8 protein-coding genes and 2 tRNA genes are annotated in these 12264 nt (G+C 39.9%); 8 read left to right on the forward strand and 2 right to left on the reverse strand.

Features of this window, described 5'->3' with window-relative positions; all coding sequences use genetic code 11:
- Nucleotides 1-7: 7 nt before the first annotated feature.
- Together gltB and RM529_RS14015 are read right to left on the reverse strand one after the other, a co-directional pair.
- A complete protein-coding gene (gltB, locus tag RM529_RS14010) occupies nt 8-4531 on the reverse strand; it encodes a glutamate synthase large subunit (protein ID WP_311485393.1) in 4524 nt (1507 codons plus the stop codon).
- A 551-nt stretch (nt 4532-5082) separates the two neighbouring features.
- Nucleotides 5083-6225, reverse strand: coding sequence for an acyl-CoA dehydrogenase (locus RM529_RS14015; RefSeq protein WP_311485394.1), 1143 nt, complete (start codon nt 6223-6225; stop codon nt 5083-5085).
- 90 nt (nt 6226-6315) lie between these two features.
- On the opposite strand from RM529_RS14015, the gene RM529_RS14020 reads away from it, so the two are divergent.
- From RM529_RS14020 to RM529_RS14055, 8 genes are all read left to right on the forward strand, one after another.
- A complete protein-coding gene (locus tag RM529_RS14020) occupies nt 6316-7380 on the forward strand; it encodes an anhydro-N-acetylmuramic acid kinase (protein ID WP_311485395.1) in 1065 nt (354 codons plus the stop codon).
- Between the two features lie 58 nt (nt 7381-7438).
- Entirely contained in the window at nt 7439-8665 is a 1227-nt protein-coding gene (locus tag RM529_RS14025) for a Glu/Leu/Phe/Val dehydrogenase dimerization domain-containing protein (protein WP_311485396.1), read from the forward strand.
- A gap of 133 nt (nt 8666-8798) precedes the next feature.
- Complete coding sequence (locus RM529_RS14030) at nt 8799-9500, forward strand: MotA/TolQ/ExbB proton channel family protein (RefSeq protein WP_311485397.1); 702 nt, start codon at nt 8799-8801, stop codon at nt 9498-9500.
- Between the two features lies 1 nt (nt 9501).
- Nucleotides 9502-9894, forward strand: coding sequence for an ExbD/TolR family protein (locus tag RM529_RS14035; RefSeq protein WP_311485398.1), 393 nt, complete (start codon nt 9502-9504; stop codon nt 9892-9894).
- 1 nt (nt 9895) lies between these two features.
- The gene (locus tag RM529_RS14040) at nt 9896-10720 is read left to right on the forward strand and encodes an energy transducer TonB (protein ID WP_311485399.1); all 825 of its coding nucleotides are present in this window, start codon (nt 9896-9898) and stop codon (nt 10718-10720) included.
- Complete coding sequence (locus RM529_RS14045; RefSeq protein ID WP_311485400.1) at nt 10721-11941, forward strand: bifunctional folylpolyglutamate synthase/dihydrofolate synthase; 1221 nt, start codon at nt 10721-10723, stop codon at nt 11939-11941. It abuts the gene before it with no gap.
- A gap of 67 nt (nt 11942-12008) precedes the next feature.
- Nucleotides 12009-12083 (forward strand) — tRNA-Val (locus RM529_RS14050).
- A gap of 49 nt (nt 12084-12132) precedes the next feature.
- Nucleotides 12133-12207: transfer RNA gene (locus tag RM529_RS14055), tRNA-Val, on the forward strand.
- Nucleotides 12208-12264 lie beyond the last annotated feature (57 nt).

A 12264-nucleotide genomic window follows, 5' to 3' on the forward strand; every position in this document is an offset into this window, starting at 1 on the left:
CCATTTCTTAAGCTGTTTTAAGTTCTGTTTCTTTCTTCTTCATTTTCTCTTCTTCAATTTTCTGTAATGCTCTTTTATATTCTTCCGGCATTACTTTTATAAATTTCTTTCGATTGTCTTCCCAATTGTCGAGAATTTCTTTAGCAATATCACTTTCTGTATATCGGTAATGGTTTTCAATTAGCTGCAATAATTCCTGTTGGTTTTCTTCAGAAGGTTCCTCTAAATTAACCATTTCCATATTGAAGTTGTTTGGATCCTGAACATTATCTGGATTATAAAGATATGCGATCCCACCGCTCATACCTGCGGCAAAATTTCTACCTATACTACCGAGGATAACGGCTATACCACCTGTCATGTACTCGCAACCATGATCTCCAATACCTTCAACTACAGCTTTAGCGCCGGAGTTCCTTACACAAAAACGTTCACCACCTATACCATTCACATAAGCTTCCCCGCCTGTTGCTCCGTAAAGCGCAACGTTACCAATTATCACGTTCTCATTGGATTTAAATGTAGCTTCCTGCGGTTTTCTAACCGATAAATTAGCTCCTGAAAGCCCTTTTCCGAAGTAGTCATTGGTGTTTCCTATAACATTGAGGGTTAATCCTCTTGTGGCAAATGCTCCAAAACTTTGTCCTGCAGATCCCGTAAAGTTAAGTGTGAGGGTGTTTAACGGCAATCCATTCTCTCCGTGGATCTTGGAAATTTCGTTACTTAAAATTGCTCCCGTAGTCCTGTTAATGTTACTAATAGGGAAATCCAGGCTCATTTTTTCTTTTCGGTAAATGGCCGGGTGCGCTTTGCTCAGGATCTTAAAGTCAAGCACATTTTCCAAATTATGATCCTGCTTTTGCGTGCAATACAGCGGCATATCTTCATCAATTTTCGGCTTATAGAGAATTTTTGAGAGATCTATACCCTGCGCTTTATAATGCTCGATCGCCGTGTTCATGTCCAGCTTCTGACTTTGCCCTACCATTTCGTTTATAGATCTGAAACCAAGGTCTGCCATAATCTGGCGTAATTCCTGGGCAACGAAATACATAAAATTGATCACATGTTCAGGCGTTCCTTTGAAATTCTTCCTTAATTCGGGATCCTGGGTAGCAATACCTACAGGACAGGTATTTAAGTGACAGGCTCGCATCATAATACATCCGGAAGCTACAAGCGGAGCTGTGGCAAAACCAAACTCTTCTGCACCAAGGAGACATGCAATCGCAACATCCCTTCCGGTTTTTAACTGTCCGTCGCACTCTACGGTAATCCGGTTTCTCAAGTTATTGAGCAATAATGTTTGTTGCGCTTCGGCAATCCCCAATTCCCACGGAAGTCCGGCGTGGCGTAGGGAAGTTAAAGGGGAAGCTCCTGTTCCTCCATCATACCCGGAGATAAGGACCACATCTGCCTTGGCTTTAGCAACCCCGGCTGCAATTGTACCAACTCCTACTTTAGAAACTAGTTTTACATTTATTCTTGCTTCACGGTTAGCATTTTTCAGATCAAAAATGAGCTGCGCTAAATCTTCAATAGAATAAATGTCGTGGTGAGGTGGAGGCGAAATTAGCCCCACATAAGGAGTGGAATTTCTCGTTTTGGCAATATCGGGATTAACTTTTGGTCCCGGCAGTTGCCCACCTTCTCCGGGTTTAGCACCCTGTGCCATTTTGATCTGAATTTCCTGAGCACTGCTAAGATAATTAATGGATACCCCAAAGCGTCCGGAAGCAACCTGCTTAATCGCACTGTTTCTCCAGTTTCCATCAAGGTCTTTATTAAATCTGTCCGGATTTTCACCACCTTCACCAGAATTACTTTTTCCTTTCATCCGGTTCATGGCGATCGCCAGGTTCTCATGTGCTTCTTTGCTGATAGAACCAAAAGACATTGCACCGGTTTTAAACCGCTTTACAATCTCTGTCCACGGCTCTACTTCTTCTATAGAAATAGGATTGAGTTCTCTAAATTTGAACATTCCCCTTAAGGTCATAAGGTTTTCTGCCTGTTCATTTATAGAAGTGGCATACTCTTCATAACTTTTAGGATTATTTTGTTTTACGGCCTGCTGAAGTTTTGCTACACTGAATGGATTAAACATATGTCGTTCTCCATTTCTTCTCCAGCGATAATCTCCTCCTATTTCAAGATTTAAACCTACGTCTGTATTCGGAGGGTTGAAAGCGGCATCAAATCTCTTCTGAATTTCCTTCTCAACTTCATAAAGACCAATTCCTTCAATCCTTGTTGGGGTATTGGTGAAATACTTATTTACAAATTTTTCATTGAGACCCAGGATTTCGAATATCTGTGAACCACGGTAAGAATGCAGCGTAGAAACTCCAATCTTATTCATGATCTTTATAATACCTTTTCCAATAGCTTTATTGAAGTTTTGTACAGCTACTTCAGGATCTTCAACAGAAATTGTTCTGGATTCTGAAAGGTTATAGATAATTTCATTGACCATGTATGGGTTAATGGCACTTGCACCATAGCCGAAGAGTAGCGCGAAATGATGTGGCTCACGAGGCTCTGCAGATTCTATAATAATCCCGAATGATGATCTTCGTTTATACTTTTTTAAACTGTGATGAACAAAAGAACATGCAAGAAGTGACGGGATAGGCGCCATTTCCGGAGAAACATTCCTGTCTGAAAGTATAATAGCATTGCAGCCCTTATCTACAGCAAGTTTTATTTCCTCGATAATTTCTTCCAGTCTCTTTTCAAGGCCATTCATTCCTTTTTCTACTTCGTATAGAATAGATATTGAAGCTGTGTTGAAATCAGGATGCTCGATGTACTTGATCTTGTCGAGATCTTCGTTGGATATTACCGGATTTTGAATTCTTAGTTTCTTACAATTTTCCGGAATAATGTCAAAAATATTGCGGTCTGCACCTATAGCAAGGCTAATGTCGGTAACAATTTCTTCCCTGATTCCGTCCAGTGGTGGATTGGTAACCTGGGCAAATAACTGTTTAAAGTAGTTGAAAAGTAACTGCGGTTTTTCAGAAAGCACGGCCAGCGGAAGATCTGCCCCCATAGAGCCAATGGCTTCTTTGCCGGCGGTGGCCATTGGAGTAATAATAGTACTAATGTCCTCCAATGTATATCCAAAAAGCTTTTGTCTTTTTATAAAATCTTCTTTTTCCACAGGAGTTTTATTACCTGTATAAGGAACTTCTGCTAACGGCAACAGGTTTTCGTCCAGCCACTTTTTGTATGGCAGCTTAGAAACAATGTTACTTTTTACTTCCTCGTCTCCCATAATTCTTCCTTCGTTCATATCCACGAGGAACATTCTTCCCGGCTCCAAACGACCGTGAAGCTCAACATTTTCCGGTTTAATATCTATAACCCCTGTTTCAGAAGACATAACGACGTAACCATCTTTGGTAAGCGTATATCGTGAGGGGCGTAAACCATTCCGGTCTAATAAAGCACCAATATAATTTCCATCTGTAAACGGAATGGAAGCCGGGCCATCCCATGGCTCCATGATACAGGCATTATACTCGTAGAATGCCTTTTTATTTTCAGACATAGAAGGGTTCTTTTCCCATGCTTCAGGAACCATCATCATAATAGCTTCTGGAAGTGATCTACCAGTTTGAAGCAGCAATTCCAAAGCCATGTCCATAGAAGCGGAATCTGATTTTCCATCCAGAACAATTGGTGTGATTTCTTTTAAATCTTCACCAAAGATCTCACTTTCAAAAAGCTCTTCCCGGGCTTTCATACGGCTCACGTTACCACGCAAGGTGTTGATCTCACCGTTGTGACACATATACCTGAAAGGCTGTGCCAAATCCCATGTAGGGAAGGTATTGGTGGAGAAACGCTGGTGTACCAAAGCAAGCTTGGTCACCAAATCTGGATCATTTAGATCTGTATAATACGTATTAATATCCTGAGGCATTAAAAGCCCCTTGTAAATAATAGTATTGGTTGACATACTGGATAAATAAAAATATTCTGCTTCCGCCAGTCCGGATTTGTATATTTTGTGTTCTGCAATTTTTCTTGCAGCAAAAAGTTTTGCATTAAAAATTTCCGGAGAAATTTCTTCTCCTTTGCCTATAAAAATCTGTTCTACAACAGGTTCAGATAAAGTGGCAATGCTACCAAGACAACTGCGGTCTACGGGAACTTTTCTCCAGCCAAGAATACTTAAACCCTGGCGGGTTATTTCCTTTTCAAATATTTCTTTACAAATTTTCTGTTGATTTGCAGATTTTGGCAGGAAGGTCATTCCTACAGCATAGGATTTAAATTCCGGTAATTTAAAGTCGCAAACTTTCTTAAAAAAATCGTGTGGTATTTCAATTAGTATACCTGCCCCGTCCCCGGTTTTTCCATCTGCGCTTACCGCACCACGATGTTCCAGCCTAATAAGTATATCAAGGGCTTTGTGTATAATATCATTTGTGCGCTTCCCCTTTAAATTACATATAAATCCTGCTCCGCAATTATCGCGCTCAAACTCTGGGGAGTAGAGTCCCTGTTTTTTTGGTGTCATATCCGTCCTTCCTTAAATTAATACCACAAAAATATCTAAATTAGTAAAGAAAATAAAGGGAAGTGACTAAAACAAAATAAGAAATTGATTATTTGGAATTAAAATACGTTTAAATGATAATTTGATATTTAAAAAAGGGTGGTGTTATTGGATTCTTAAATTTTTCATAAGTAATTCGCAAAAAGTGAATAAGCTTATGGAGTAAATTGGTTGTTTCTCCAGAAGTTGTATTGCCCTAAAAATAAGACGTAAGAAACGAAAATTCCCGCCTGTGAAAAGATTACAACAAATAATGAAAGCCGATAATTGGCAAATCTAACACCTAACTTTTGCTGAAGAAAAAAGAACCGCAGAGCACGCAAAGAAAACAACTTCGCGCCCTTTGCAAAACCTTTGCGTTCTTTGCTGTTACTTAAATCGTATTCAGAAATTCAAATGCTGAAGGCCGATAATTGGCAAATTTAGCACCTGACTTTGGTTGTAGAAAAAAGAACCGCAGATCACGAAGAAAAAGCTCTCAAAGCGGGAATTTTGTTCTTACCTGGATTGTTCTAATCCCGAAGGACACTCCGTGAAATTACAATTTTTTGAATTTCTGAAGTACCCTCGTATATCTGAGTGATCTTTGCATCTCGCATTAACCGTTCTACATGGTATTCTTTTACATAGCCATTTCCCCCATGAACCTGAACGGCTTCTACAGTCACGTCCATTGCTGTCTTGGAAGCAAAGAGTTTGGCCATAGCTCCTGATAAGTCGTAATTATTACCGTTATCTTTATCCCATGCAGCTTTCATTACCAGGTGCCGGGCAGCTTCTATGTTGGTGTGCATGTCTGCAATTTTAAAAGCGATAGCCTGGTGATTGCAAATTTCGGTTCCAAAAGCTTTTCTTTGCTTAGAGTATTTTTTTGCCAGTTCATAGGCTCCCGAAGCAATACCAAGGGCCTGAGATGCAATGCCAATTCTACCGCCAGAAAGTGTCTTCATGGCAAATTTAAAACCGAAGCCGTCTTCTCCAATCCTGTTCTCTTTAGGGACTTTTACGTCATTAAAATTAAGGGAATGGGTATCACTTCCTCTAATCCCCAGTTTATTTTCCTTCGGACCTATTTCAAAACCTTCAGATCCTTTTTCAACAATAAAGGCATTAATCCCCTTGTGTTTCTTTTCACGGTCTGTTTGGGCGATCACGATATAATAATCGGCAGAATTGCCGTTGGTGATCCAGTTTTTCGTTCCGTTAAGAATGTAGTGATCGCCTTTATCAATAGCTGTGGTTTTTTGCGAGGTGGCGTCACTACCTGCTTCGGGTTCTGAAAGACAGAATGCGCCAAGCGCTTCCCCCGTAGTCAGCTTTGAAAGGTATTTTTCTTTTTGTCCTGTAGATCCAAACGTGTCAAGTCCCCAGCAGACCAAAGAATTGTTTACCGACATCACAACAGAAGCAGACGCGTCTATTTTGGAAATCTCTTCCATGGCAAGAACATAGGCTATGGTATCCATTCCGCCACCGCCATATTCCGGCGAAGCCATCATTCCCAAAAAGCCGAGTTCTCCCATTTTCTTCACCTGTTCTTTAGGGAATTCCTGCTTTTCGTCCCTCTCAATAACCCCGGGTAGTAATTCAGTATTTGCGAAATCGCGCGCTGCGTCACGAATCATGATATGTTCTTCTGTTAACTGGAAATCCATATATAATATTTTTAAGAAAAGATCATTTTTAGTATTCAAAGATAACTTTTTGATACTATTTTTCTATTAACATTGAGTATTTTTACGAATATGAAAAAGTTAGAGTACAAATTGCTTGGCGTTATGTCTGGGACTTCTTTAGATGGCATTGATGTGGCGTTTGTAGAACTCAGTTTTAATAAAAAAGTTTCCTATAAACTCTTAAAAGCTGAAACTATTCCGTACAACCATTCCTGGAAGGAAAAATTAAGTGAAGCTATTCATTTTTCTGAAGCAGATCTTCAGAAATTAAATGGGGAATACACTACTTATCTTGCAGAAGTTCTAAATCAATTTATTGAAAAGAATGATGTTGAAGACCTCGACGCCATTTGCAGTCACGGGCATACTATAAAGCATGAGCCCCAAAACGGGTATACCCTTCAAATTGGCAATTATCGGCAGTTAGCGGCGGCCACGGGGCACACCGTTGTTTGCGATTTTAGGGTGCAGGATGTAGAGCTGGGTGGCCAGGGCGCACCTCTCGTTCCTATTGGCGATCAATTGCTTTTTTCTGAATATGATTTTTGCCTTAATCTTGGCGGTTTTGCCAATATTTCTACGGAAGTGAACAATCAGAGAATCGCCTTTGATATTTGTGCGGTAAATACGGTTCTTAATTTTTATGCCAATAAACTGGGGAAGGAATTTGACGAAGGAGGGAAAACAGCGGCTTCCGGTAATTTTATTCCGGAACTTTTTGAGGAATTGAACAGGAATAAATTCTATTCTGAAAAAGCACCAAAATCTCTTGGGATAGAGTGGGTAAATTCAGAAATACTTCCGGTTTTAAAGCAATATGAAGATGATATTCCGTCATTACTTCATACTTATAACAAACATGTAGCTTTTCAGATTTCCGAAGTTATTAAAAATTCTGAAGGAGCTAAAGTTTTGGTTACGGGAGGAGGGGCTTTTAATGTTTTTCTAATTACAGAATTAAAAAAAATATCGAAGGCCAGACTTGTTATCCCTTCCGAAGAGCTTATTAACTATAAAGAGGCATTGATATTTGCCTTTTTGGGTGCACTGCGTTTAAGAGGAGAAAATAACGTATTAAAATCTGTCACCGGAGCAAAAAGAGATCATTCTTCCGGAAAAATTTTTAATGTATAGCGATAACAAATAGGTGTCATTTTAATAAAGTACATTCGTAATGAAAAAAAATCCCGCAATGAAAGAGTTACTTAAAAAATATGAAAGCAAAGAGCCTGAAATTGTCTTTAATTGGAAAGATTCTGAAACAGATGCTGAAGGCTGGGTGGTGATTAATTCTTTGCGGGGTGGTGCTGCGGGTGGTGGAACAAGAATGCGCAGCGGACTGGATCTTAACGAGGTTTTATCCCTTGCAAAGACCATGGAGGTGAAATTTACGGTTTCGGGACCTGCTATTGGCGGTGCTAAATCGGGAATAAACTTTGATCCCAAAGATCCCCGCAAAAAAGGCGTTTTGGAACGCTGGTACAAGGTCGTTTCCCCGCTTTTAAAGAGCTACTATGGCACGGGAGGAGATTTAAATGTAGACGAAATACATGAAGTAATTCCTATTACCGAAGATTGCGGAGTTTGGCACCCACAGGAGGGTGTCTTTAATGGCCATTTTCGACCTTCGGAAGCAGATAAGATCAACAGGATTGGCCAATTGCGGCAAGGTGTGATAAAAGTTCTGGAAAACACCACTTTTTCACCAGATGTTAGCAGGAAATATACGGTTGCAGATATGATTACAGGTTTTGGGGTTGCTGAAGCTGTAAATCATTACTACAAAATATACGGGGGCGATATTTGCCAAAAAAAGGCAGTCGTCCAGGGATTTGGGAATGTAGGTTCTGCGGCTGCTTATTACCTTTCGCAAATGGGTGTAAAAATTGTAGGAATTATAGACCGGGTTGGTGGGCTTATAAACGAAGATGGGTTTAGTTTTGAAAAAATTAAGGAGTTGTTCCTTTTAAAAGAAGGAAATGTGTTAAGCCATCCTGAGCTTATTCCTTTTGAAGAAATGAATGAAAGAATCTGGAATCTGGAAGCTGAAATTTTTGCGCCTTGTGCCGCTTCAAGACTAATTACTAAAGACCAGATTAGTAATATGATCAATTCCCGACTGGAAGTAATTTCCTGTGGAGCAAATGTTCCTTTTGCCGATAAAGAGATATTCTTTGGTCCCATTATGGAATATGCAGATGAGCGTGTAAGTGTAATTCCCGATTTTATCTCCAATTGCGGGATGGCCAGGGTCTTTGCCTATTTTATGGAACGCAGGGTGCAAATGACAGATGAGGCAATTTTTAATGATACATCCATGACTATTAAAAATGCGATTCAGAATACTTTTGATAATAACAGCAGCAAAAAGAACATTAGTAAAACAGCTTTTGAAGTTGCTTTAAAACAATTAGTTTAAAGTAACAAAGAAGGTGTTGACAAGAAATTTTAGTACTCGGTTTTAAAATATTAGAAGCTGCCTTTAATTTTGCTAAATTTGGCGGCAATTAAATTTCTTTTATCACGTTACATTAAAAAACTAATTAGATAGTATGTTAAACTTTTTTCAGCAGGACGGTGTTGCAGATGCAATGCAGGAAGCAGAACCGGTAGTAGAGGAAAAAACCCTTTCGTTATTTGATTTACTGTTTAGCGGAGGTCTTGCAGGTACAGTAATTATTGTAATCCTTTTTATCCTCCTTTTTGTGGCAGTCTATATTTATTTTGAAAGGTTATTTGCGATAAAATCGGCAAGCCAGGTAGATAAAAATTTTATGTTGCAGATAAAAGACAATGTTCTTAATGGTAATATAGAGTCGGCAAAAATGCGTTGCGCCCAAACAGATTCTCCTGTTGCACGTTTAACTGAAAAAGGAATTTCCAGAATTGGAAGTCCGTTGGAAGATATAAACACAGCCATTGAGAATGCCGGCAGACTGGAAGTTTATAAGCTGGAAAAAAATGTGAGCATTCTGGCCACAATATCAGGAGCAGCACCTATGATTGGATTTCTGGGAACTGTAATAGGTATGGTAATTGCTTTTCATGAACTGGCCACCAGTAGCGGACAGGCGCAAATGGGAGCGTTAGCTGAAGGGATTTATACCGCGATGACCACCACCGTTGCAGGTCTTATTGTAGGTATTATTGCTTATATAGGCTACAACCATCTTGTGGTTAAAACAGATAAAGTTGTTCACCAAATGGAGGCCACAGCGGTAGATTTTCTTGATCTTTTAAACGAACCTGCTTAATATGAATTTAAGAGGAAGAAATAAAATCAGCCCCGAGTTTAGCATGAGCTCAATGACAGATATTGTTTTTCTGTTGTTGATATTTTTTATGCTAACCTCGCCGGTAATAACCCCTGAAGCTTTGGACCTTATTTTACCAAAAGCAAAGGGAAAGACTACCAGTAAACAAACGCTGGCGGTGAGTATTACCAAAGACCTTCAGTTTTATATAAATGAAGAGCGGATAAGCCAGAGTGCTTTGGAGAGTACTTTAATGTCCAGGCTTTCTGGAGAGGAGAACCCCACAATTATTTTAAGGGCAGAAGAAGGTGTTCCTATAGAAAAAGCGGTAAATGTAATGGATATTGCAAACAGGAACAGTTACAAAATAGTATTAGCGGTAAAACCGGAATAAAATGGCAATGTTAAACACAAAACACGAAAAGAAATCCCTGACCATCACGGTGATCCTGCACGTGTTGTTGATATTACTATTGCTTTTTTTCGGATTCACGTATCTGGATCCTCCACCTGAAAGTGGAATTGCTATTAATTTTGGTACTTCTGAAGTTGGTTCGGGTACCGAGCAACCTACAGAGCCTGTAAAGTCTGCTCCCCAGACTTCGAGTCCGCAGGTAACTCCTCCTGAACCTGAAATAAAGGAAGAAGTGGTGACACAGGATATTGAGGAGGCTCCGGTAATAGAGGAGAAGAAGAAAAAAATCACTACTCCGGTAGAGGCGAAACCAGTGGAAAAACCAAAAGAAAAGGAACCACCCAAAAAACCGGAACCTAAACCAGATGCATCCACCACCAGTGCAATGAACAGTATTTTTAACGGGCCCGAAAGAAACGGAACACAAACCGGAGGTGAGGGGAACGATTATGCTGCCGGAGATAAAGGAGATCCCAATGGAGATGTTAACGCCAGTAAATACTATGGCAGCGGCGCAGGTCTGGATGGGGATGGGAATTACCGCTTAGGTGGGAGAAAAGCTCTTGATAAAGCAAAAGTAACCCAGGATTGTAATGAATCTGGAATTGTGGTGGTGAGAATAGAGGTAGATCAATCGGGCAGGGTTATTAGTGCAGCTCCCGGAAGGCAGGGCACTACAAACAGTCATCCATGTTTAATGAACCCTGCTAAAGAAGCTGCTTTGGCGACACGTTTTAACAGCGATCAAAATGCCCCTCCAAGGCAGGTGGGTACTATTGTGTATGATTTTCAATTATCTGAATAAGTGAAGACCTATAAAGAAACTGTGGAGTGGATGTTTCGGCAGTTGCCCATGTACCAGCGCATAGGGGAATCTGCTTTTAAAAAAGACCTTACCAATACAATTAAGCTGTCGGATCATTTAGGTAATCCGGAGAAGAATTTTAAAGCTGTTCACGTTGCCGGGACTAATGGAAAAGGATCCAGCAGCCATATGCTCGCATCTGTATTTCAGGAGGCGGGATACAAGGTAGGTCTCTATACATCGCCACATCTTAAAGATTTCCGTGAGCGCATTAAGATTAACGGAAATGTGATCGATAAAGAAGAAGTAGTTCGTTTTATCGATGGAAATCAGGATTTTTTAGAGCAATACCAACTTTCCTTCTTTGAAATGACTGTAGGAATGGCATTTCAATATTTTGATAATCAGCAGGTAGATATCGCGATTGTTGAGGTTGGAATGGGAGGAAGGCTTGATTCTACAAATATTATAACTCCTGAGGTTTCGCTAATCACCAACATCGGCCTCGATCATACCGCCTTTCTTGGGACAACGAGAGAAGAGATTGCAGGTGAAAAAGCGGGGATAATTAAAAAGAATGTTCCGGTGATAATTGGAGAAAAAGATTCAGAAACTCAACAGGTATTTTCTTCTGTAGCCGAAGAGAGGCAGTCGAAGTTGTTTTTTGCTGAAGATTTTAATTTTTCAGAATATGAAACGGACTTAAAAGGAGATTATCAGAAAAGGAATGTGCAGTCTGTATTATCGGTTATTGATGTTCTTAAAGATAGAGGCTGGAAAATCCCTGAAGCAGCTGTATTAAGAGGACTGTCGCATGTAAAACTTAATACCGGACTACGCGGGCGGTGGGATGTTTTACAGCAAAAGCCGAAAGTAATTCTTGACACCGCACATAACGAAGAAGGGCTTAAACTTGTTTTTGCTCAAATCGAAAAGGAAACTTTTAATCAGTTACACATCGTTTTAGGAGTTGTAAACGATAAAGATTTATCCAAAATACTGCCATTATTTCCAGAAAGCGCAAATTTCTACTTTTGTAAACCTAATGTTCCCAGGGGTCTTGAGGTAAATAATTTACAAAAAAAAGCAGAGGAATTTTCTTTGGAAGGGAGGGTATATAATTCGGTTACAGAAGCTTATGAGGCCGCTTTAGAACTGGCGTTAGATGAGGATCTGGTTTTTGTTGGAGGTAGTAATTTTACCGTTGCTGAAATAATTTAAATTTTTAAAGAAATTGTTTTGCTGAATTGAAAAACTAGTCTATATTTGCATCCGCAATCAAGAATTAGGGCGCGTAGCTCAGTTGGTTCAGAGCACTTGGTTTACACCCAAGGGGTCAGGGGTTCGAATCCCTTCGCGCCCACAACAATTAAAGGCTTCCAATTTCGGGAGCCTTTTTTAATTAAAATAAAGGGTGATTAGCTCAGTTGGTTCAGAGCACTACCTCGACAAGGTAGGGGTCACTGGTTCGAACCCAGTATCACCCACTTTAGAAAAACGAATCAAGAACATTTTCTGGGTTTTTGCGTTTTTAAGCAAATAAT

The organism is Autumnicola edwardsiae (genome assembly GCF_031846505.1).
In the GTDB taxonomy this organism is placed as follows: domain Bacteria; phylum Bacteroidota; class Bacteroidia; order Flavobacteriales; family Flavobacteriaceae; genus Autumnicola; species Autumnicola edwardsiae.

Excerpts from the sequence above, each read along its gene's own strand:
- gltB (WP_311485393.1), bottom strand. The coding sequence starts at position 4,531 with ATGACACCAAAAAAACAGGGACTCTACTCCCCAGAGTTTGAGCGCGAT.
- RM529_RS14015 (WP_311485394.1), bottom strand. The coding sequence starts at position 6,225 with ATGGATTTCCAGTTAACAGAAGAACATATCATGATTCGTGACGCAGCG.
- RM529_RS14020 (WP_311485395.1), top strand. The coding sequence starts at position 6,316 with ATGAAAAAGTTAGAGTACAAATTGCTTGGCGTTATGTCTGGGACTTCT.
- RM529_RS14025 (WP_311485396.1), top strand. The coding sequence starts at position 7,439 with ATGAAAGAGTTACTTAAAAAATATGAAAGCAAAGAGCCTGAAATTGTC.
- RM529_RS14030 (WP_311485397.1), top strand. The coding sequence starts at position 8,799 with ATGTTAAACTTTTTTCAGCAGGACGGTGTTGCAGATGCAATGCAGGAA.
- RM529_RS14035 (WP_311485398.1), top strand. The coding sequence starts at position 9,502 with ATGAATTTAAGAGGAAGAAATAAAATCAGCCCCGAGTTTAGCATGAGC.
- RM529_RS14040 (WP_311485399.1), top strand. The coding sequence starts at position 9,896 with ATGGCAATGTTAAACACAAAACACGAAAAGAAATCCCTGACCATCACG.